The following is a 21,713-nucleotide window of genomic DNA, read 5'->3' on the forward strand; positions in this document are numbered from 1 at the left end:
CTTCGACCGTCACCAGCATGTCGATCGGATCGATGTCGAGGATGCGATCCATCCGTCCGAGATCGACGATCAGCGCGCCGGCCTCCGGGGCGACATAGCCCTTGGTGTAGCTCATCCCGCCGCCGCGAGGCACGATCGCGAGGCCCCGTGCCGCGGCTGCCTTCAAACCCTGCGACAACTCGTCGATGTTCGCCGGGCGGAACACTGCGCAGGGCTGTGGACCTATGCTGTGCACATCCTGCGCGTAGAAGGCGCATTCAGCGGGACCGGTGATGAGCGCGCCGGACGGGAACAGGTCCGCCAGATCGCGTTCCAGCACCGCCGCCATCACGCCACCTGCGGCTTCAGATCTGGGGCCGCGTCCGGATAGCGGCCGAGCAGCAGCAGCAAGGCTCCCCCGATCACGAACATCAGCATCGCGGCCATCAGCATCGGGTCATAGGTGCCGGTCCTGTCGCGCACCATGCCGTAGACGATCGGGCTGATCGCCGAGCCGATGCCGAAGGGCATGTAGAGCGCACCGTAAATCTTGCCGTAATGCGCCATGCCGAAATAGCGGGCGGCGAGGAATGCGATCACGTCCGATTCCGCGCCCGCGGCGAAGCCGAGCAGAAACCCGCCGAGCATCACTTGCGGCAGGTTTGGCGCGGTGCCCATCAGCAGGAAGCAGGCGACCGCCGGCAGCAGCATGGCGGGGGCTGCGACTCCAGGCGCCCAAAAGCGGTCGAACAACAGGCCGACGATGATGCGCCCCGCCAATATGCCCAGCGCGACGACCCCCAGCACGCTCGCCGCCACGGCGGGCGAGAAGCCGTGCAGTCCGACGATCTGCGCCATATGGATATGCGCCCCGCCGTAAGCGAGTGCGATGACGAGGATGGAAGCGAGCAGCACCCAGAAGCGATAGCCGCGCAATGCCTCGCCGATGGTGAGGCCAGTCAGCCGGCCCGTGGCATCAGCCACGCCGGCCGGGCGTTCTTCCGGCCGCGGCTCACGAAACCAGAGCAGGGCCAGCGGGATCGCCACGAGCAGGGGCAGCAGCGCGGTCGCAGGGAATGCGGCGCGCCAGCCGAAGCGCGCAATCGCCGCCTGCGCGATCTGCGGCACGATCAGTGCCGACAGGCTCGTGCCGAGCAGCATGATGCCGAGCGCGAGGCCGCGGTTTTTCGAGAACCACATGCTGACCGCGCGGCTCCAGGTGACGGGCGTCGACCCGATGCCGACCACGCCCAGCACCGCCCAGAACAGATACCAGCCGCCAAGACTCCCCGGCAGCAGATAGAAGCTCGCAAAGACGAGCGCAAAGGCGAGCAGCGATCCGATGGCGACCGGCCGCACCCCGAACCGGTCGGCCAGCCCGCCGAACACCGGTGCAAGCAGTGAGGCAATGATGCCGAAGATGGTCACGCCCGCAGCCGCCTGGGCAAAATCCCAGCCGAACTCCACATGCACTGGCCCGAGCACCAGCGGCAGCACGTTGAACGGCACGGGAGAGGCACCGCAGGCGACGCCGATCAACGCCGCAGCAAGTGGCCGCCAGCCCCGTGCGAACTCGCTCACAGCGCCGCTCCTTTCAGCTCGGCCAGCTCGAACACCGAGTCCATATAGCCGCCGACCTCCCCCTTCACATAGATGAAGTCGCCGTCGCGCGTCAGCCACATGTCGTAATCGGGATGGTTGTTGGTGAGGCCGACAAAGGCGATGCGGTGGCAGTCGAAGGTGCCGGCGGGAACGGTCACCGTCTCCGGACCGACATAGCGCAGCCCGCTCTCGCTGGTGACGATGAAGGGTCCGGTCGCACCGAAATGGTGGAGCGAGTGAAGCAGGTTGCGCCCGAAGAACTGCACGTGGCCGGGGCCCTTGTCGTACGGGAAGGTCGCGCCCAGCCAGCCATCACCTTGCACGGCGTGAATGCCGAAGCCGCGGATCGGCCGCCTGATCGGCATGCGCTGCGATATGCGGCCTTCCGCCTCCGTCCAGCTCTCGCAAGTCGCTTCCGTATCGCTGAACAGGAACCAACCCGTGCCCGTCAGCCGCCCCTGACGCATGATGCGGACATAGGCGTCGCGCGGGTGGAAGTCGGCCTGAACCGAGAGGACGCTGTCGCGCACCACCTCCTCTTCGCCGAACCGCATCTCGCAATGCGCGGCAAAGACGCGCCGTCCGTCGGCTCCGCGCGTGATGCGGATCTCGTCCTGCCCCCACAGCTCGCCGGTGCCGCGCTTCCGATACTCGATCCGGCCCGTCCGGCCGGGGAGGGGGGTGTAGCTCATGCGTTGCGGTGGTCGCGTTCGATCACGTTGATCAGCTGATCGTCGGGCCCGTAGAAGGTCATTTCCCGGAAACGCGGCGTCAGATTGACCGGTGGACAGACGACCTCCCATCCGGCGGCGCGCACCCGTTCGGTGAGCAGGTCAAGTTTCGGCGCGTAGAAGACCAGCACCGCCTCGCCGATGCTGACGGTGCCACGCTTCTTCCTTGCGCGTGGGCGGCTGCCCTGGACCTGGAACAGCCCGATCATGCCGAATGCCGGGCCATCCGCCTTCACGATGCAGGCATCGACCTTGTCAGTCGCCTTCAATCCGATCAGCCGGCCAAGCACTTCGCCCTCAAACCGTCCCTCGAATACGATCTGATCGAGCCCCAGCAGGTCCTTGTAAAAGGCTTTGGCCTTGGCGAGGTCGGACACGAACAGCGCCGTCCGCACGAGGCGGCTCACGTCCAGATCGTTGGCGGCGTGAGCGGGCGCGGCAAGGGAGGAAGCCGCGCCCGCCACCGCGGCAGCCGCGATCAGCTGCCGCCGCGATAGGGAGTGGATGGGCTCTTTTCGCTCGTCCCGAGCGAAGTCGAGGGGCGCCTGCTCCAGGGACCACGCCCCTCGACTAAGGCCTTCGGCCTCCGCTCGGGACGAGCGGGGTGAGTGACCGCTCACAGCGGGCTCAGAAGTTGTAGCGGGCACGGGCCATCCACATCATTGGCGGGTTAATGTAGCTGTAGTTGCTGAGCGACGACTGGTTGTAGACCTCGTCGAAGCAGTTGGTGCACTCGAGCGTGAAGCGCCAGCGATCATTCGGCGCTGTGAGCGCGATGCTGGCATTGACCAGCCATGTCGCAGGCGTCGCCGAACCCGTGATGTAGTTGCCGTTGCCGAACGGATTGGCGGTGAAGCTGCCGTTGACGCCGCTCGACGGCTGGTCACGGATGGTCAGGTTGGCGATCGCCACTTCCTGGCGCGAGCGGTAGCTGGCGTTGACCGACGGGGTTACCGACCAGCCGCTGTCGCCGAACAGGAGCTCGTAGCTCGCGCCCAGGGCGAGCGACCATTTGGGTGTCCGGACGGGGGTCGCGATCGTCCCGTTCGCCGTCACCACACCGTTTGCGCAGGCGGGCGCGTTGTTCGGCGGCGTGCCGGTCGGTGCCGTGTTCGCGCCGTTCGGGATTTGGCCCGCAGCTAGCGCCGCGAGGCAGGAGGCGACCTGGGCGGATACGGACTGAATGCCGTAAGCGTCCGTCGCGGGCGAATTCCGCGGAATGCGGTAATTATCATCCTGCCAGCCGACATTCAGATAAAGGTTCAGCCGGTCGACGGGCACGAAGGTGAATTCGCCTTCGATGCCCTTGTTGCGGTAATCGGCAAAGTTGCGCGTCAGAAAGGTGATCGCGCCGGTGGTCGGGTTGAGCAGGCCGGCGATGATCTGCAGGTCCGTCACGTCGAGGTAGAACGCGGTGACGTTTGCGCGGAAGCGGCGGTCGAACCAGTCGGACTTGAAGCCGACTTCATAGCTCCAGACCTTTTCGGGATCGAAGGGCAGCAGCTGGTTGCCAGCCGTGCCACGTGCGTTCCAGCCGCCTGATTTGAAGCCGCGCGTCGCCGAAGCGAAAGCCAGAAAATTCTCGTTCGGCTTGTAGTTCAACGCGAAACGGGGCGTCCAGATGCTGACGCTCTGCTTCTCGGGGATACGGGTGCCGTTCAGCGCAACAAGGTTCTGACTGACGAGGCAGTTCGCCTCGATGGTGCCATCGTTGCACGAGGCGCGATTGTCGCGGATATTGAAGGTCTTTTCCTCGTCGGTGTAGCGCACGCCCGCGGTCAGCTTCAGCTGATCGCTGACGTTGAAGTCGGCCTGGACGTAGCCCGCGATCGCCTCGGTTTTGTTCTTGAGCGTGCGGTCGGCGAGCAGGAGCGAGAGGTTCGGCGCGACGCCGAAAATGTCGGCAAAGTCGGTGCGGTTGCGCTCGTCGATGTAGAAGATGCCGGCGACATAATCGACGAAGCCGTTGCCCAGCGTGCCGTCGAGCTTGATCTCCTGGCTGAACTGCCGGTGCGTGCCGTCGTTCAGGATGACGAACCCGCCCTGCGGAAAGCCGCGCACCGCCGGCCGCGGATTGGCGACGCTCGGCCCTGCGCGCCCGTCGAAGAAGTCGAGGCCGAATTGCTGGCCCAGATTCACATAGCCGGTGATGAGCGAGAGGGTCGTGTTCTCGCCGATATCGAACTGCAGGTTCGACGTGATGATATCGGTTTCCGCCTTCTGGCCAAGCCCATAGGTCGCCTTTCGACCGGTGATGGCGATCGGCACAGTCGGCGCGACCAGCAGATTGCCGAAGCGCGGCGCCGGCAGTCGTTTTTCCGAATAGCCGGTGGTGACGAAGCGGCCGCCGCAGTCGGTCGGGTTGGCAGGATTGCAGTCAAAGTTGAGGATGTTCTCGCCTTCGGACACGATGCGGGTGTAGCTGCCGCGCCACCGCGCCCAGTCGGCCATGTCGCCCTTGAGGTCGAGGCGGACGCCCCAGCCGTCGTCGTCGTTCAGCCGCTCGCCGGTGGTGATGTTCCTGGCGTAGCCCTTGTCGTCTTGGAAATAGCCGCTGACCTTAGCCGAGAAGGTCGGTGCCAGCGGCAGGTCGACCGAGGCACGGGCGACGATCTTTTCGAAACGACCATAGCCGATCTCGGCAAAGCCGCCGAACTCCTTGCCGGGCTCGCGCATGATCACGTTGATCGCGCCGCCGGTCGTGTTGCGGCCGAATAATGTACCCTGAGGCCCGCGCAGCACCTCTACTCGTTCGACGTCAAACAGCGACAGGTTGTTGGCGTTCTGTCGGGAAAGGTAGATGTCGTCGATATAGGTGCCGACCGGCGGATCGAAGGTCGCGATCGTCTCGGTCGAGCCGAGGCCGCGGAGGAAGTAGCTGTTGGCCGAGCCGATGCCGGTATTGTTCTGCGCAACGAGATTCGGAACGAAGTTGCCGATTTGCAGCGTCGACGAAATGCCGCGCGACTCGAGCTGAGCCGAGGACAGCGCGGTGATCGCGATCGGCACATCCTGCACGCTTTCCTCGCGCCGCTGCGCGGTCACTACGATGTCGGCGATCTGGCTCCCATCGTCGGTTAGGGACTGGGATGCCGGCGGCGCCGCCGGTCCCGAGCCGGACTGGCTCGGCTGGTCCTGGGCGAAGGCCGGATACGCAAGGCACAGGGCCAGACAAGCCGACGATCTCAGCAGCACGGTCCGCATGGTCGATCCTCCCGAGTTGTTCTGCGAGGGGCCTTGTTTCGATGACCCTTTTATGATTTGTCCGGACAACTTTGCCGAAAAGCAAAGGCTGCTGTCAAGCGTGCTTGACGTTGTCCGGTAGGGAGGTGTGCATGGAAGGGCTCGGCTATCCCACGCTCGTCTGGGTGCATGTGCTGCTGTTCGTGCTGTGGCTGGGTGCCGATGTAGGCGTGTTCCTGCTGGGCCAGCATTTCCGCAAGCGGCAGATCTATTCGCTCGACCAGCGGCTTACGCTGCTGAAGCTGCTGGTGCTGGTCGATATGACTCCGCGCTCCGCCTGGGCGCTGATGGTGCCGGTCTCGATTACCCTGTCCTGGGCGGGCGGCTGGTGGGAGGTGCCGGACTGGCTCGTCTGGACGAGCTGGATCGTCGGCGCTTTCTGGCTGTGGCTGGTGTGGGACGCGCATGCGCATGACCAGACTCCCCGGGCCGCCCGCAACCGCCGGATCGAGAACATCCTGAAGTATCTGCTGACCGCCTTTTACCTTTGGCTTGGGCTACAGTCGCTAACTGCCGATCGGCCGATCGAGCCGGACTGGCTGGCATGGAAGGCGACTTTGTTCGGACTGATCTTCGCTGCGGCGATCATGATCGACGTGGCGTTCAAGCCAGTCGCCCCGCTGCTCGGACGATTGCTCGCCGAGGGGTCGTCAGACGCGACCGAACTGCCGTTGCTCCGCCAGATGAATCGGACCCGCATCTGGGTCTGGTGCGTCTATCTATTGCTGCTCGCCACCTCCTGGCTCGGCACGGTGAAGCCGTTCTGAACGCGCTTGACTTCTAAAGTTGTCCGGACAAATCATGCAGGCGATGACCAGGGGAACGGAGGGTGGAGCGCTTGCGGCGCGGATGCAGAGCCTGCTCTTCGTGCCTGGCTCCCGCCCCGACCGCTTCTCCTCGGCACTCGCGTCAGGCGCGGACGCGGCGTGTATCGATCTCGAGGACGCAGTGCCGCCCGACGCGAAGGAAGAGGCCCGGCGCGCGGCCCTCGACGCGCTCGGCGATACCCCTCTTGCGCTCAGGATCAACGCTCTGTCCACTGATCACGGGCAGGCCGATCTCGACTGCCTCGGCACAGCTTCGTGCAAGCCGGCTTTGCTGCTGCTGCCGAAGGTCGAGGACGCCGCGGAGATTGCTCCCGCCGCGGCGCTCGACGTGGGGCTTGTGCCGCTGATCGAGACTCCGCGCGGGCTCAGGCGCGCTCACGAGATTGCCGCTGTGCCCGGTGTCGTCGCCATGATGTTCGGCGGCGGCGACTTGTCGGCCGAGTTGGGTGTGGACCTCGCCTGGGAGCCGCTCGCGGTGGCTCGGGGCATCTTCGTACTCGCCTGCGCAGAGGCCGGCATCCCCGCGATCGATGTGCCTTATCTGCACTTGGACGATGACGAAGGGCTGGCGGCGGAGACGAGCCGTGCCCAGGCGCTCGGCTTTACCGCCAAGGCAGCCATACACCCCAAGCAGATCGCCACCATTCACCGCGTGCTGCGCCCCTCGGCCGAACAGATTGCCGAGGCGCGCGCCGCCGAAGCGGCTTTTCAGGCGGCGGGCGGTGCGGCAGTGCGCTGGAACGGCCGCATGCTCGAAGCCCCGGTCATGCGCCGCTACCGCCGGATACTGGAACAGGAACAAGCTCATGCGTGACGGTTCGATCGAAGTGGCGCCGCGCCGCTATCGCGAAAATTACGGCCGCTATTTCGAGGAGTTCGTCGAAGGCGATGTGTACGAGCATCGCCCCGGCCGCACCATCACCGATGCCGACAATGTCTGGTTCACGCTGCTGACGATGAACACGCATCCGGCACACTTCGACTATGCGTTCGCCGCGAAGACCGAGTTCAAGAAGCCCCTTGTCTGCTCGCCGCTGACGGTTGCGATCATGGTCGGCATGAGCGTGTCGGACGTCAGCCAGAAGGCCGTCGCGAACCTTGGCTGGCAGGACATCAAGCTGGTCCACCCCCTCTTTCCTGGCGACACGCTCTACGCCGAGAGCGAAGTGGTCGAGAAGCGCGAGTCGAAGTCGCGGCCCGAACAGGGCGTGGTGACGATCCGCACCATCGGCAAGAATCAGGACGGCGTCGTCTGCTGCACCTTTCTTCGCACGATGCTGATCTGGAAAAAGGGCTTCGGCCCAATGGACGACTGATCATGGCCACTGCTCCTTCAACCTACCGACCTGCGATGGACCCGGACGAGGAAGCCGCCTTTCTCGAGGCAATCGACAAATGGGTGCAAAAGGAAGTGCGCCCGGTCGTCATGAAATACGACCATGACGATGTCTGGCCGGCCGAGCTCGTCCAGCAAATGGCCGAAATGGGCCTGTTCGGCGCGACGATCAGCCAGGATTATGGCGGGCTTGGCCTGCCGGCGACCACCTATGCCAAGATCGTGGCGCACATCGCTTCCTACTGGATGGCGATCACCGGCATCTTCAACTCGCATTTGATCATGGCCGCCGCCGTGGAGCGATTTGGGACGACGGCGCAAAAGGCCAAGTGGCTGCCCAAGTTCGCGACCGGCGAGATCAGGGGCGGCCTTGCGCTCACCGAACCCAATGCCGGCACCGACCTGCAGGCGATCCGCACCACAGCCGTCCGCGACGGGGACGATTACGTCATCAACGGTACCAAGACTTGGATCTCCAACGGCATTCAGGGCTCCTGCTTCGCTCTGCTGGTCAAGACGGACCCGAAGGCCGACCCCCGCTATAAGGGCATGAGCCTGATGATCGCGCCCAAGGGGCCAGGCTTCACGGTCGGCAAGAAATTCGAGAAGCTCGGCTATCACGCGATCGACAGCGCCGAGCTGATCTTCGAGGATTACCGCATCCCGGCCGATCAGCTGATCGGCGGGGTCGAGGGGCAGGGCTTTTTTCAGGCGACGGGCGGGCTGGAGCTCGGCCGCATCAACGTCGCTGCGCGCGGCGTCGGGCTAGCCGAGGGGGCGCTGCGGCTTGCGACGGAATATGCCCAGGTCCGCCAGACTATGGGCAAGCCAATCGCCGAGCACCAAGCGATCCAGCTCTATCTGGGCGAGATGGTGACACGGGCCCGCGCCGCGCGGCTGCTGACCTTCGACGCCGCGGAGGCCTATGACCGCGGCGAGCGGTGCGACATGCAGGCCGGCATGGCCAAATATTTCGCTTCAGAGGCTGCCGTCGAGAACAGCCAGACCGCGATGCGTATCTTCGGCGGCTACTCCTATTCCAAGGAATACGAGATCGAACGCTTTTACCGCGACTCCATGCTGATGTGCATCGGCGAAGGCACCAACGAGATGCAGCGCCTCATCATCGCCAGGCAATGGCTGAAGCGGAACGCCATTTGAGCTTGAAACTCCCCCTTTCCGGCTACCGGATCCTCTCCGCCGAGCAATATGGCGCGGGGCCTTACGGCACCATGTTCCTGGCCCAGCTCGGGGCGGAGGTGATCAAGATCGAGCCGCCGGGTGTTGGCGATACGGCGCGGGCGGTGGGGCCACATTTCCTGCGGCCGGGGGAGAGCGTCTATTTCCAGACCTTCAACCTCAACAAACGGTCGATCACGCTTGACCTGACCAAGGCCGAGGGGCAGCAGGTGCTGCACCGGCTGGCGGCGGACGCTCATGCCGTCGTCAATAACCTGCGCGGCGACATTCCCGACCGGCTTGGCCTCACCTATGCCGGGCTTTCAGTCAGCAATCCGGCGATCGTCTGCGCTCACCTGTCCGCCTATGGCCGCGACAATGAGCGGGCGCGCTGGCCGGGATACGACTATTTGATGCAGGCAGAGGCGGGCTATCTGTCGCTGACCGGAGACCCGGACGCAGAGCCGACCCGGATGGGCCTGTCGATGGTCGATTTCATCACCGGCACCATCATGACTATCGGGCTTCTCTCCGCCTTGATTGAGGCGAAGGACTGCGGGCGTGGCCGGGACGTCGATATCGACCTGCTGTCGGCGGCGCTCCACCAGCTGAGCTATCCGGCCATGTGGTATATGAACGAGGGCGATGTGACCGGCCGCACCCCGCGCTCCGCCCATCCTTCGGTCACGCCAAGCCAGATGTTCCGCACCGGCGACGGCTGGATGTTCGTCATGGCTCAGCTGCCGAAGTTCTGGACAATCCTGTGCGACCGGATCGGGCGGCCCGATCTGGCGACCGATCCCCGGTTTGCCACCCCCGCAGACCGCCTCGCCAACCGTGCTGCCCTGACTGTCCTGCTGGACGAAATCTTTCTCGCAAGACCTACCCGGCATTGGCTCGACCTGCTGAAAGGCCATGTGCCCGTCGCGCCGGTGTTCGATGTCGCGCAGGCGATCGACAATCCCTATCTCGCCGCGACCCGCATGCTCGGGACTGTCGCGCACCCCGACCGGGCGGACCTGCGCGTGCTCAACAATCCCATTCGCCTTGACGGCCAGCGGCTGCCCAACCGGGCCGCGCCCCTGCTCGGCGCCGACACGGACCAGGTGCTGCGCGAGGCGGGTTATGCGGCCGAGGACATTGCCGGGCTGAGGGCCGCGGGCGCGATCTGATGGGCAGGCTCAGTGGCATCAGGGTGGTCGATCTGACCGTGTTTCTGCCCGGCCCGATGATGACGCTGATGATGGCCGATCAGGGGGCCGATGTGCTGAAGATCGAGCCGCCCGCCGGCGACCCGGCGCGCGACCAGGCGCCGTTCGAGGCCGGCCATAGCGTCTGGTTCCGCAACCTCAACCGGGGCAAACGGAGTCTTGCGCTCGACCTCAAGACCGATGCGGGGAGGGAGCGGCTCTGGCAGGAGATCGCCGGGGCGAACGTGTTCGTTGAAGGCTTTCGGCCCGGGGCTATAGGGCGTCTCGGGTTCGGCTATGACGAGGTCGCCGCGCGCAATCCGCGGATCGTCTATTGCTCCATCTCCGCCTTCGGCCAGACCGGCGCCCTCGCGCATCACCCGGCTCACGATCTGGCGGTTCAGGCGCTCGCCGGATTCCTGTCCGTCAACAATGCACCGGGCGGAGCGCCGGTGGTGCCTGGCGTTCCCGCTGCCGATGCCGCCGCCGGGCTGACGGCGCTCTCGGCCGTGCTGATGGCGCTGATCCAGGCACAGCGGACGGGGCGGGGAGACTATCTCGATATCGCCATGTTCGACAGCCTGCTGCCCTGGAGCGCGCATATCGCCGGCAGCGCGATCATGGGCGGCGAAACTCCGCTGTCGGACAATCAGCGATCCTTGGGCGGCGCCGCCTTCTACCAAATCTATGAAACGGCGGATGGCCGCCATGTCGCGCTCGGCGGGCGCGAGGAGAAATTCGTCCGCAATTTGCTGACGGCGCTTGGCCGAGAGGAGTTGATTCCGGCCGGTCTGGCGCCCGCGGGTGAGCAGGGCGAGCTGATCGACTTCCTCCGCCAGACATTCGCTGCCAAGACCCGTGAGGAATGGGTCGCCTGGTTCGCGGACAAGGACGTCGCCTTTTCCCCCGTGCTCGATTTCCGCGAGGCGCTCGACCAGCCGCACGTCGCAGAACGGGGGCTGCTGGTCGAGCATGAAGGCGCGCACCACATCGCCCCCGCGATACGGACGGCGGATTGGCGGCCTAGCGAAGCGCCGGAGCTCGGCGGATGCTAGCCATCGACGTCGATGTGCATCGCATAGGCAAAGCGGTCGCCAGGATGGTGGCTCGCCGATATCTCGAACAGGCGGCCGGTCGAATCGATGTAGCAGCGCAGGATGCGCAGGCAGGGGGAGCGGCGCGCGATCTTCAGCTCATGCGCGATCTCGGCGGTCGCGGGCACGGCCTGGATGTCCTGCGTCACCGTGGCTATGCGGAGCCCGGCAAGCTGTTCCAGCTGCCGGAAGATCGTCGCCCCGGTAATATCCACCTGGTCCGCCGCCTGCTTCAGCTCCGGATGGATGAAGGCGTCTGTCAGCGCGATCGGTGCGCCCGCCGACTGGCTGACGCGGCAGCCCCGGAAATGCGTCCAGCGGCCTTCCGGCGGCTGCGGCAGTTGCTCGGCGATCTTCTTGGGCACCGCTGCATCGGGCATGCGGGTGAAGTCGATGCGGGTATCGCGGGCATATTGAAGCAGCTCGCCGACGTTGGACAGCGGCTGGTGCAGCGCGCCGCCCCGCGCGGTCGCCGGCTGGATGATCGTTCCCGAACCGCGCTTGCGGGCGATCAGGCCTTCGCTCTGCAGCGCGCGCAAGGCCTCCCGCACCGTGAACCGGCTGACAGAGTAGCGGGCGCAAAGCTCATGCTCCGTTGGAAAGCCGTCCGCCGGAAAGTCGCCCCGCACGATCGCCGCGCGCAAATCGTCGGCCAGCTGCTGGTAACGCGGTTTCCGGGACTCCGGGTCGAGACGCGCCAAAGTTTCTCCTCCGATCGGGCCTTTCACGAGGCGCAGCCATGCCGAGCCTGACGGAGCGGCTGGCGGCTCACCTGCTGCGCCCGGTAGCGGCGAATGTCCAGACAAGAGCGCGGCTGCACCTGCTCGATTGGCTCGGCTGCGTGGCGGCGGCACGGCGGAGCGAGCAGGCGGAGGTCGCCCGGCGCGCCGAGCCCGATGTGCTGACGCGCGCGGCGCTACTCGGCAATGTGCTCGAAATGGATGATGTCCATCGCGGCGCGCTGCTCCACCCGGGCCCGGTGGTCTGGCCTGCGGCGCTGTCGGCGGCGCGCGAGAGAGAAGCGAGCATGGCGGCGCTGCTCGAAGGCGGGGTGCGCGGCTATGAGGCCGTGATCGCGGTCGGCGCCACGTTCGATGCCTGGCATTATGCGCATTGGCACAATAGCGCCAGCGCCGGTGCGTTCGGCGGCGCCGCCGCCGCTGCGTCGGTTTTCGGGCTCGATGCCGAAGCGATCGCCGATGCGCTCGGCCATGCGGGGTCGCTCGCCGGCGGACTGTGGCGGATGCGGCACGAGGCCGGTATGACGAAGCAGCTGCACGTCGCCCAGGCTTCGCTGACCGGGCTGTGGCATGCGCGCCTCGCCCGCGCCGGCGCAGCCGGACCTCGCGCGATCCTGGAGGGCGAGCAGGGGCTCTATGCCGCCATGACGAGGGCGCCGCGACCGATGGTGTTTGGCGCGGGCTGGCAGATGATGGAAGTGAGCTTCAAGCCCTGGGGCGCGTGCCGCCACGTGCATCCCGCGATCGATGCCGCCCTCACGCTCCGCCAGCAGGGGCGGCTATCCGCGCCGGTGCATGTCCGCACCTATGCCGATGCGCTGGCCTTCTGCGATCGGCCCGAGCCGAAGAGTGTGATCGACGCAAAATTCTCGCTGCAGCACGGCGTCGCCATCGTGCTCGACAAGGGCGAGCCGGAACTCGCCGACTTCGAGCCCGGTGCAATCGCCCGGCTGGCGCCGCTGCGCGCACAGGTGACGGTCGCGGAGGATGCCGCCTTCACCGATGCCTATCCCGCGCATTTCGGTGCCGCGATCGGCGACCTTGTGCTTGCGGACACGCTCGGCGATCCGGAGCGGCCGCTCCCGGCCGATCAGGTGGAGGCAAAGGCGCGTGCGCTGATGCAATGGGGCGGCGTCGATCCCGGCCCGCTCGTAGAGGCGGCGCTGACCGGGATGGCGCCCTCCCGCATCCTCGAACTGCTCGAGGCAACCGTGTGAGCGCCACCGCCGCACTTCTCGACTTCGCCGCCGCCGACCACAGGCTGCCGCCGGGCGTGCGCGCCGACACTGAGCGGCTGCTCGCCGATACGCTCGCGGTCGGCGCGGCCGGCGCGACTGCCCCTGGCGCCGATGGCGTGCGCGCCGCTGCTGCCGCCTGGGGGGCGCGACAGGAGGCGCGGATCATCGGCCTGCCGCAGCGTCTGCCCGCGCCATCGGCCGCCTTCGTCAACGGCTTTCAGATCCACTGTCTCGAATGGGACGCAGTGCACGAGCCTGCCGTGGTGCACGCGCTGTCGGTCGTCACGGCGGTGGTGATGGCAGTGCTGGATCGCTTCCAATCTCGTCATTCCCGCGAAAGCCGGAACCCAGTTTCGCCCGCGCCAGGAGAAGAGAGCTGGGTTCCCGCTTCCGCGGGAATGATGAAGGATAGGGAACAAGCCCTGACTGCCCTGGCCACTGGCGTCGACATTGCCGCCGGTCTCGGCCTCGCAGCCGACAGCGCCCTAACCTTCTTCCGCCCCGCCACCGCCGGCTGCATCGGCGCGGCACTCGCCGCGGCGCGGCTCGAGGGGATCGGCCGCGACCGGCTGCCGGACGTGCTCGGCCTTGCTTACTCCTTCTGCGCCGGCACGATGCAGGCGCATGCCGAAGGTTCGATCGCGCTGCCGCTGCAGATCGCCAACGCCGCACGCTCCGCAGTCATGGCCATCGATCTGGTCAAGGCGGGGCTCACCGGCCCGCACGACGCGCTCGAGGGGCCGATGGGCTATTTCACCCTCTTCGAACAGGGCAATCTAGATCGCTACGCCCGCGACCTGGGGCATGTCTGGCGCATCTCCGAAGTCAGTGCGAAACCTTATCCCTCCGGTCGCGCCAGCCATGCCGTGCTCTCCGCACTTGCCGAGCTGCGCGGCGAGGGCGAGATCGTCAGCGTCGAGGCCGAGGTTCCGCCGCTCGTCGCTCGGCTGGTTGGCCGCGCGCCCAAGCCGGACATGACGCCGGCCTATGCCCGGCTCTGCCTCACCACTCTCGCCGAGCTGATGATCGAAGACGGCAGGATCGATCCGCGCCGCTTCGACGACTTGCCGGTTCATCAGCACCGGCTGATCCTGACCGCAGATCGCAACCCTGACCCCAACGCCCTGTCACCACAGCGGCTGGTCGTGCACTTCGCCGACGGTCGTAGTATCGAACGGACGATCCCGCACACGCTCGGCGCGCCCGATGCGCCGCTCGACGCTGGGCAGGCAGCGGCCAAACGCGCGCTTGCCCGCGAACTGGCGCCGCCCGGCCATGACCCGTGCATCTTCGACCAGCCCCTGGCCTACCTCACGGAAAGCGCATGACCTACCCGACCTATTTCGAGGCGCTGGACGCCCGGCAGCTGCTCGCCGACTATCCTATCGGCGAGGCGTTCGTTGAGCGCTACACCGCCATGTCGCGCGACGAACTGCGGGCGCGCCAGGAGCGCGATTTCGCGCGGCTGATGGCGCGGGGATGGCAGGTGCCCTTCTACCGCCGCTTGTGGAGCGCGCGCGGAATCGAGCCCGGCGATATCCGCGGCCTGGACGATATCGGCAAATTGCCCGTCTATGACAAATCCGACCTGATGGCCTCGGTCGCCGAGCATCCGCCGTTTGGCGATTTCGGCGGCGTCGACGGAGCGGACCGCCCGCCCGTCATCTTCCACACCACCAGCGGCACGACCGGCCGCCCTCAGCCCTTGCTGTTCGGGCCCAAGGGGCGCGAGGTGGGCAATCTGCTCGTCGGGCGCATGTATCGCTGGCAGGGACTGCAATCGTCGGACATTGTCCAGTCCGTCTATGGCCACGGCATGATCAATGGCGGCCACTATATCCGCGAGGCCGTCACGCATTTCACAAACGCAATCTTCCTTTCGGCCGGCACTGGGATCGAGACGCGCTCGGCGCAGCAGGTCGGGCTGATGGCTGATTTCGGCGTGACTGTCTTGGTCGGCTTCATCGACTATATCCGAAAGCTCGCCGAAGTCGCGCGGGACGAAGGCTTGCTGGAGCAGCTCCAAGTCCGCATGATCTGCGGCCATCTCGGCACCGAGGATCGCGCCGGCGTGGAGGCCGTCTGGGGCGGTGCCAAGGCGTTCGATTGGTACGGGGTCGGAGACACCGGCTGCATTGCGGGCGAGGGACCGGAACGCGACGGCCTCTATGTCTGGGAAGACGCGCACTATCTGGAGCTGCTGGACGTGGACAGCGGCGCTGAGGTGAACCGCGGCGACACTGGCGACATGGTGGTCACCTGCCTCTACAAGAACGATGTCGCGCCCTGCATCCGCTTCAACACCCACGACATCACGCACGAGCTGGCGGGCACGGGCGAGATCGCGTTCAAGCGCATCGCCGGCTTCAAGGGCCGCAGCGACAATATGGTGAAGCTGCGCGGCATCAACGTCTTCCCCCATGCGATCGGCGCCTTGATCGAGAACCGCGCTGATCTGACCGGCGAATATATCTGTCGCCTGCGGCGCGAGGAGAGCGGGCGCGACGCGATGCTGGTGGTGCTCGAAACCCGCGGCGGGTCGGACCGGGATCAGCTCTCGGCACTGCTGCGCGAGGGCCTCGGCGTGGAGGTGGAGGTCGACTTGTGTCCGCCAGGCGGCACGGCCGCTGCTACCCAGATCGACGTGCGACAGAAACCGATCCGCTTGATAGATGAGCGGGGCCGGTGACGCTGCTTTCGTCATTCCCGCGAAAGCGGGAACCCAGCCCCTCTTGCCTTCTCCACTGGCTCCCCGCTTTCGCGGGCATGACGAGGAGGACAAAATGAGCATCGACTGGCCCAGCCTCGAAACACGAAACCAGCCGCTGAACGCGTTCGTGGACTTCGACCGGTCGGCCGATCCGGGAGACGGCCCGCTTGCGGACCTGACGATCGGCATCAAGTCCAACATCGCGGTCAAGGGACTGCCCTGGACCGGCGGCATGGCGCTGCGCCGTGATGTGGCCGCAGAGCGAGATGCAGCCGTGGTCGCGAAGCTGCGCTCGGCGGGCGCCGCGATCCTCGGCACGCTCAACATGCACGAGGCGGCGCTGGGCGCCACGACCGACAATCACTGGTTCGGCCGCACCCATAATCCGCACCGGATCGGCTATACGCCAGGCGGCTCCTCGGGCGGCAGCGGCGCGGCGGTGGCGGCCGGCCTGTGCGACGCCGCGCTTGGCACCGACACGCTGGGATCGGTCCGCATCCCCGCAGCCTATTGCGGCGTCTATGGCCTGAAGCCGAGCTGGGGCGCGGTCGACAGCAGCGGCCTGGTCTTCCTCGCCCGGCGCTACGACACGATCGGCCCGCTCGCCCGCAGCCTTGACGTCCTGGAGCGAGTGTGGCGGGTGATCGGCCCGTCCAACGGCGCGGCGAGGCCTTTCGATCGCCTGGTGCTGCTAGAGGATCTCGGCGGCGTCGAGGTGCAGCCTGCGGTACGGTCGACGTATCAGAAGGCGGTCGACGCCGTCGGACTGTCGCGGACCGGGCTGACCTTGCCTGGTACTGCGGGTGCCTTGCGGCTCGCGGCACTGGCCGAGATTGCCCGCGAGCTGATCGCGGACCTCGGCTCCGATCGGCATGAGAAGGCGGAGCTGATCTCACCCGAACTCACCTTCATCCTGAATGCTCTCGAAGGTCTCGAGCCGGACCCCGGCCTGCTGGCGCAAACGAAATCCGCGCTGACCGAAGCGCTTGGCCGCGACGGCGTGCTGGTCCTGCCGACCACGCCGCAGGGTGCTTTCGCGCATGGCGGCACGCCTCCCGCCAGCCAAGCTGACTTTACCGGCCTCGCCAACATGGCGGGCCTGCCCGCGCTCGCCTGCCCCGCCGGCAGGGATGCGGAGGGGTTGCCGGTCAGCGTGCAGTTGATCGGGCCTGCAGGCAGCGAGAGCCGCCTGATCGCGCTCGCACGTCAACTCGAATCCGCGCTTGGCGGCGCGGTCTTGCCGGAAGGAGTGGTCCCATGAAGATCATCGCGCTGTTCAATCTGAAACAAGGCGCAAGCCGCGGGGCTTATGAGGCCTGGGCACGCAGCCGCGACCTGCCCGACGTGCGCTCGCTGCCTTCGGTGCAAAGCTTCGAGGTGCTGCGGGCGACCGGCGTGTTGTTTTCCGAAGCCCGCCCCCCTTACGACTATATCGAAGTGCTGGACGTCAGCGCGCTCGACGCATTCCTTGGCGATTGCGGCAGCGACAAGGTGGCAAAGCTTGCCCAGGAGATGGGCGCGTTCACTGATGGCGCCACCTTCATCACCACCGAGGCGCTGGGATGAGCCGGTTCGCGGGCAAGACGATCGTCGTCACCGGCTCGGGCAAGCGCAAGGGGCTGGGCGAGGCCATCCTGCGGCGCTTTGCCGATGAGGGCGCCGCCTGCGTTGTCTCGGACGTGACGATCGACGCGGAGGCGGAGGAGATTGCTTCCGATCTGCGTTTCGGTGGGGCAGAGGTCGAGGCGGTCGCTTGCGACGTCAGCGACGCAGCGCAATGCCACGCGCTCGTCGAAAGGGTGATGGCGCGCTTCGGCCGGCTCGACATCTTCGTCAACAATGCCGGGATCGGTTTCATGATGAAGCCGCTGCTGGAGGTCGAGCCCGCCGATTGGGACAAGGTGCTCGCAGTAAACCTGTCCGGCGCCTTCTACTGCACACAGGCCGCCGCCCGCGCGATGATTGCAGGCGGACGGGGCGGGCGCATCATCAATATCGCCAGCCAGGCAGCCAAGACCGGCTTTCCGCACTTGCCGGCCTATGTGAGTTCCAAGCACGGCATGGTCGGGCTGACGCGGGCAAGCGCAGTCGAGCTCGGCGCGCACGGCATTACCGTGAACGCCGTCTGTCCGAACCACGTTACCACCGGCCTCGGGGCGCAGCAGAACGCCTATTTCTCAAGGCTGCTCGGCTTTTCGAGTGTCGAGGATTATCTCGCCAACATGGCGCGCAAAAACCCGATGGGGAGGCCGGGCCTCGCCAGCGACACCGCCGCCGCCTGTGCCTGGCTGGCCAGCGATGATGCCATTTACGTCACCGGCGAAGCGCTCAACGTCTCGGGCGGGGAGGAAATGCATTGATCCGGGAAGAGCGGCTCGACTGGCCGAACGGCGCGAAGATCGCGCTGTCCATCGTCGTCAATGTCGAGGAAGGCTCGGAAATGACGGTCGCGCGCGGCGACAAGGGCATGGAGCCGGTCGATGAGCTCGGCATCCACATCAAGGCGCCGATCCGGAATTACGGCAACGAGTCCAACTATCTCTACGGCATCAAGGCGGGCGCGCCGCGGGTGGCCAAATTGCTCCGCGACTATGGCGTGAAGGCGAGCTGGACGGTCGCAGCGATGAGCCTCGAAAACCATCCCGAGATCGCCGAGACGATCCGCGACCTGGGGCATGAGCCGGTCAGCCATGGCTGGCGCTGGATCCACCAGTTCAAGATGGACGAAGAGGCGGAGCGCGCCTTCATCCGACGCGCCGCGGACTCGATCGAGCGCACCACCGGCACCAGGCCCAAAGGTTGGCTGAGCCGCTATTTTCACACCGACAATACGCGCCGGCTGTTGATAGAGCAGGGCTTTGCCTACCACATGGACGATTATTCGGGCGACGTTCCCTTCTGGGACGGCGAGACGGTGCCCGGACGCCCGATCGTCATCCTGCCCTACCAGCTCGACACGAATGACATGAAGATGTGGACCGATCCGGCCTACACCCCCGCAGCCTGGCTGGACTATGCCCGCCACAGCTTCGACCAGCTCTACCGCGAAGGCGAGCGGGGCAATCCCAAGATGATGAGCCTGGGCCTGCATCTGCGCATCATCGGCCGCCCAGGCCGGATCTGGGCACTTGAACACTTCCTCCGCCACGTCCGCGCCTGCGAGGACGTCTGGGTGACGACACGCGCCGAGATCGCGGATTGGTTCGCGCGCGCGGTGCCAGCGTGAGCCTAGCGCTTGGAATCGAGGGTTCCATCGCCCGCCTGCGCATCGACCGGGCGCAGAAGCGGAACGCGTTCAACCAGGCGATGTGGGAGGCACTTCCCCGCCTGGTCGGGCAAGCCATGGCAGACCCCAAGGTCCGCCTGCTTGTACTCGAGTCCGCCACGCCCGGCATTTTCTGCGCCGGCGCGGACATCTCCGAGCTCCTCGACAAGTCACCGGACGCCAGCTGGCGCGCCGCGAACCATGCGGCGATCAACCGCGCCCAGTATGAACTCACGCGCGCGTCGAAGCCGACCCTCGCCTTCATCGACGGCGACTGTGTCGGCGGCGGCTGCGGTTTGGCACTCGCCTGCGACTTGCGCGTCTCGACGCCGCGCGCCCGTTTCGGCATCACCCCGGCCAAGCTCGGCCTTGTCTATCCGCTGCACGACACCAAGCTGCTGGTCGATCTCGTCGGCCCGTCCCAGGCCAAGCGGCTGCTGTTCACCGGCACGCTGATCGATGCGGACGAGGCGCTCAGGATAGGTCTGATCGACCGTATCGCCGACACCCCCGACGCCGAGGTCGAAGCGATCGCCGCCGCGTCGCCGCATAGCCAGCGCGAGACCAAGGCGATGATCCGCCGCATCCTCGACGGACAGACCGATGGCGACGAGGCGACCCGCGCCGCCTTCGCCGATGCGTTCACCCTACCGGACTTCCAGGAGGGGGTGCGCGCATTCACCGAGAAGCGGAGGCCGAGCTTTGGCAACTGATTTCCTGACCCATGGCCGGATCCTGGGCGGCGTGATCGCGACGCCCGATCTTGACTTGGCGCTGTCGGACTACCGCGACAGGCTCGGCCTGCAGCTGGTCGGGCAGGGCCCAGTCGCGCAGGTTCTGGCGGAAAGCTGGGGCACGCCGGGCGTCGCTGGCGCTCGCTCGGCAACGCTGCGGCCGGCGAGCGGCGCGCATTGCTTCATCCGCCTCGTCGAACAGCCGCTGCCGCCCGGCTTCCGCCCCACCCGCACCTTCGGCTGGGCCGCCTATGAGATGACGGTGCAAGACGTGTACGGCTGGCCGGACCGTCTCGCCGGCTCGGGCTTCGAGATCGTCGGCCCGCCCAAGCCGATCGAGGGCCTACCCTATTTCGTGCCGATGCAGGTCGTTGGCCGCGGTCGGGAAATGATCTATCTGAACCAGGTCGCCTGCGACACGCCCAGCTCCGACCTGCCAATGGCACAGTCTCCCACCGATCACATCTTCATCGTAATCCTCGCGACGCCCGATCGCGAGGCGGCAATGCGCTGGTACCAGCGCTGGCTCGGACTCGATGCCGGCGGCGTCTACACGCTCGAATATACGATGATCAACAAGGCCTTCGACCTGTCCGCGGGCACGCAATCGACGATATCCATGCTGCAAAAGGGTCGGCTGCCGATCATCGAAGTGGACGGTTATCCGCCCGCCGCGACCGAAAGGGAGACGAACGCCGGCATGCTCCCCCCCGGCAACGCACTGGTGACGCTGGCCGTGGACAGCCTCGATCTCGGCCTGCCTTTCATTGCCCCGCCGACGCGGCACGACGGCTCCCTCTATGGCGGCCGCCGGAGTGCGACCGTACGGGGACCCGCCGGGGAACTGCTGGAACTGGTCGAGCTCTAGGGAAGCAGCACCGTCGATCCGCTCGTCTTACGACCTTCCAGATCGCGGTGCGCCTGGGCGGCATCCTCCAGCCCATAGCGCTGCCCGACCGTGACCTTCACTTTGCCCGACCGGATCATCTCCCACAGCCGCTCCAGACCGGCACGGCGTTCTTCCGGCGTGGCATAGTAATCGAACAGCGTCGGCCGCGTGTTGTAGAGCGAGCCCTTGGTCGCGAGCACGCCCAGGTTGATCCCGCTGACAGGCGCCGAAGCATTGCCATAGCTGACGATCAGCCCGCGCCGGCCGGTCGCGTCCAGCGACGCCTCCCAAGTGTCCATGCCGACTCCGTCGAACGTCACCCGAACGCCGGCGTCGCCGGTCAGTTCGCGCACGCGCTTGGCCGTGTCCTCCCGCGTGTAGAGGATGACATGGTCGGCGCCCGCCTCGCGGGCAAGCGTGGCTTTTTCCTCGCTGGAGACGGTGCCGATTACTTGGGCGCCGACCGCCTTCAGCCATTGCACGAGGATAAGGCCGACGCCGCCGGCTGCGGCGTGGACGAGCACCGGCCAGGCGGCCTCCACCTTGGCGCAGCGCTCGACCAGAAACTCGGTCGTGCAGCCCTTGAGCAAGGCGGCGGCGGCGATCTCGTCCGAGACATCGTCGGGGATCGGCAGCAAGGCGTCGGCGGCAATGTTGCGTTCGCTCGCATAAGCGCCACGATGCGGGCCAAAGGTGCCGACCCGGTCACCGACTGCCCAACCGGTGACCCCGTCGCCCACGGCCTCGATGATGCCCGCCGCTTCAAGCCCGAGCCCGGAGGGCAGCTCGACCGGATAGATGCCGCGGCGGTGATAAGTGTCGATGTAATTGAGCCCGACCGCCGTCTGCCGGACCCTGACTTCGCCGTGTTCAGGCGGCGGCAGCTCCACGTCTGTCCATTCGATCACCTCGGGACCGCCGGTCCGCTCGAAACGTGCAATGCGCGCCATCATCAC

Annotated in this window: 22 protein-coding genes; 15 read left to right on the forward strand and 7 right to left on the reverse strand. The window is 66.4% G+C overall.

The features are described from left to right. From VGT77_RS01885 to VGT77_RS01905, 5 genes are all read right to left on the reverse strand, one after another. A partial coding sequence (locus VGT77_RS01885) for an FAD-binding oxidoreductase (protein ID WP_327459019.1) occupies window positions 1-328 on the reverse strand: 328 nt, incomplete at its 3' end. Beyond that, on the reverse strand, window positions 328-1,560 hold the full coding sequence (locus VGT77_RS01890) for an MFS transporter (RefSeq protein WP_327459021.1): 1,233 nt from the start codon (window positions 1,558-1,560) through the stop codon (window positions 328-330). The genes VGT77_RS01885 and VGT77_RS01890, both read right to left, overlap by 1 nt. Next, window positions 1,557-2,273, reverse strand: a complete 717-nt coding sequence (locus VGT77_RS01895; protein ID WP_327459023.1) for a hypothetical protein — start codon at window positions 2,271-2,273, stop codon at window positions 1,557-1,559. The genes VGT77_RS01890 and VGT77_RS01895 overlap by 4 nt, the downstream gene beginning before the upstream one ends. Continuing rightward, window positions 2,270-2,719, reverse strand: a complete 450-nt coding sequence (locus tag VGT77_RS01900) for a VOC family protein (RefSeq protein ID WP_327459025.1) — start codon at window positions 2,717-2,719, stop codon at window positions 2,270-2,272. Before VGT77_RS01900 ends, VGT77_RS01895 begins: the two co-directional genes overlap by 4 nt. Before the next feature lie 220 nt (window positions 2,720-2,939). Next, entirely contained in the window at window positions 2,940-5,516 is a 2,577-nt protein-coding gene (locus VGT77_RS01905; RefSeq protein ID WP_327459027.1) for a TonB-dependent receptor, read from the reverse strand. Window positions 5,517-5,647: 131 nt separating this feature from the next. Here VGT77_RS01905 and VGT77_RS01910 point away from each other — a divergent pair, with 131 nt between their 5' ends. The 6 genes from VGT77_RS01910 to VGT77_RS01935 are packed head-to-tail and all read left to right on the forward strand — an operon-like array spanning window position 5,648 to window position 11,142. Next, the gene (locus VGT77_RS01910) at window positions 5,648-6,322 is read left to right on the forward strand and encodes a hypothetical protein (protein ID WP_327459029.1); all 675 of its coding nucleotides are present in this window, start codon (window positions 5,648-5,650) and stop codon (window positions 6,320-6,322) included. A gap of 43 nt (window positions 6,323-6,365) precedes the next feature. Next, complete coding sequence (locus VGT77_RS01915; protein WP_327459031.1) at window positions 6,366-7,196, forward strand: CoA ester lyase; 831 nt, start codon at window positions 6,366-6,368, stop codon at window positions 7,194-7,196. Further along, window positions 7,189-7,698: a MaoC family dehydratase gene (locus tag VGT77_RS01920; RefSeq protein ID WP_327459033.1), complete on the forward strand. Its 510-nt coding sequence runs from the start codon at window positions 7,189-7,191 to the stop codon at window positions 7,696-7,698. The genes VGT77_RS01915 and VGT77_RS01920 overlap by 8 nt, the downstream gene beginning before the upstream one ends. 2 nt (window positions 7,699-7,700) lie before the next feature. Next, on the forward strand, window positions 7,701-8,879 hold the full coding sequence (locus VGT77_RS01925) for an acyl-CoA dehydrogenase family protein (protein ID WP_327459035.1): 1,179 nt from the start codon (window positions 7,701-7,703) through the stop codon (window positions 8,877-8,879). Beyond that, window positions 8,876-10,069: a CoA transferase gene (locus tag VGT77_RS01930; RefSeq protein ID WP_327459037.1), complete on the forward strand. Its 1,194-nt coding sequence runs from the start codon at window positions 8,876-8,878 to the stop codon at window positions 10,067-10,069. The genes VGT77_RS01925 and VGT77_RS01930 overlap by 4 nt, the downstream gene beginning before the upstream one ends. After that, window positions 10,069-11,142, forward strand: a complete 1,074-nt coding sequence (locus VGT77_RS01935) for a CoA transferase (RefSeq protein ID WP_327459039.1) — start codon at window positions 10,069-10,071, stop codon at window positions 11,140-11,142. Before VGT77_RS01930 ends, VGT77_RS01935 begins: the two co-directional genes overlap by 1 nt. On the opposite strand, the gene VGT77_RS01940 is transcribed toward VGT77_RS01935, so the two are convergent. Continuing rightward, on the reverse strand, window positions 11,139-11,882 hold the full coding sequence (locus tag VGT77_RS01940; RefSeq protein ID WP_327459041.1) for a GntR family transcriptional regulator: 744 nt from the start codon (window positions 11,880-11,882) through the stop codon (window positions 11,139-11,141). The genes VGT77_RS01935 and VGT77_RS01940 overlap by 4 nt on opposite strands. Window positions 11,883-11,920: 38 nt before the next feature. Between VGT77_RS01940 and VGT77_RS01945 the strand changes: the two genes are divergently transcribed. The 9 genes from VGT77_RS01945 to VGT77_RS01985 all read left to right on the forward strand — a co-directional run bounded on the left by VGT77_RS01945 (window position 11,921) and on the right by VGT77_RS01985 (window position 20,736). Continuing rightward, window positions 11,921-13,138, forward strand: coding sequence for an MmgE/PrpD family protein (locus VGT77_RS01945; RefSeq protein ID WP_327459043.1), 1,218 nt, complete (start codon window positions 11,921-11,923; stop codon window positions 13,136-13,138). Continuing rightward, window positions 13,135-14,487 carry an MmgE/PrpD family protein gene (locus VGT77_RS01950; protein WP_327459045.1) on the forward strand — a complete coding sequence of 451 codons (1,353 nt, stop codon included), beginning with the start codon at window positions 13,135-13,137 and terminating at the stop codon, window positions 14,485-14,487. Before VGT77_RS01945 ends, VGT77_RS01950 begins: the two co-directional genes overlap by 4 nt. Then, entirely contained in the window at window positions 14,484-15,848 is a 1,365-nt protein-coding gene (locus tag VGT77_RS01955) for a phenylacetate--CoA ligase family protein (RefSeq protein WP_327459047.1), read from the forward strand. Before VGT77_RS01950 ends, VGT77_RS01955 begins: the two co-directional genes overlap by 4 nt. A 94-nt stretch (window positions 15,849-15,942) precedes the next feature. After that, window positions 15,943-17,130, forward strand: a complete 1,188-nt coding sequence (locus VGT77_RS01960) for an amidase (RefSeq protein WP_327459049.1) — start codon at window positions 15,943-15,945, stop codon at window positions 17,128-17,130. Continuing rightward, on the forward strand, window positions 17,127-17,435 hold the full coding sequence (locus VGT77_RS01965) for an REDY-like protein HapK (protein WP_327459051.1): 309 nt from the start codon (window positions 17,127-17,129) through the stop codon (window positions 17,433-17,435). The genes VGT77_RS01960 and VGT77_RS01965 overlap by 4 nt, the downstream gene beginning before the upstream one ends. Next, window positions 17,432-18,229 (forward strand): SDR family NAD(P)-dependent oxidoreductase, encoded by a 798-nt coding sequence (locus tag VGT77_RS01970; RefSeq protein ID WP_327459053.1) that lies wholly within the window; start codon window positions 17,432-17,434, stop codon window positions 18,227-18,229. Before VGT77_RS01965 ends, VGT77_RS01970 begins: the two co-directional genes overlap by 4 nt. Further along, window positions 18,226-19,095 carry a polysaccharide deacetylase family protein gene (locus tag VGT77_RS01975; protein ID WP_327459055.1) on the forward strand — a complete coding sequence of 290 codons (870 nt, stop codon included), beginning with the start codon at window positions 18,226-18,228 and terminating at the stop codon, window positions 19,093-19,095. Before VGT77_RS01970 ends, VGT77_RS01975 begins: the two co-directional genes overlap by 4 nt. Next, entirely contained in the window at window positions 19,092-19,847 is a 756-nt protein-coding gene (locus VGT77_RS01980; protein WP_327459057.1) for an enoyl-CoA hydratase/isomerase family protein, read from the forward strand. The genes VGT77_RS01975 and VGT77_RS01980 overlap by 4 nt, the downstream gene beginning before the upstream one ends. Further along, on the forward strand, window positions 19,837-20,736 hold the full coding sequence (locus VGT77_RS01985; RefSeq protein ID WP_327459059.1) for a VOC family protein: 900 nt from the start codon (window positions 19,837-19,839) through the stop codon (window positions 20,734-20,736). The genes VGT77_RS01980 and VGT77_RS01985 overlap by 11 nt, the downstream gene beginning before the upstream one ends. On the opposite strand, the gene VGT77_RS01990 is transcribed toward VGT77_RS01985, so the two are convergent. After that, window positions 20,733-21,707, reverse strand: a complete 975-nt coding sequence (locus VGT77_RS01990) for a quinone oxidoreductase (protein WP_327459590.1) — start codon at window positions 21,705-21,707, stop codon at window positions 20,733-20,735. The genes VGT77_RS01985 and VGT77_RS01990 overlap by 4 nt on opposite strands. Window positions 21,708-21,713: the final 6 nt, after the last annotated feature.

The sequence above is a fragment of the Sphingomonas sp. genome, from assembly GCF_035944535.1.
GTDB lineage: Bacteria > Pseudomonadota > Alphaproteobacteria > Sphingomonadales > Sphingomonadaceae > Sphingomonas_B.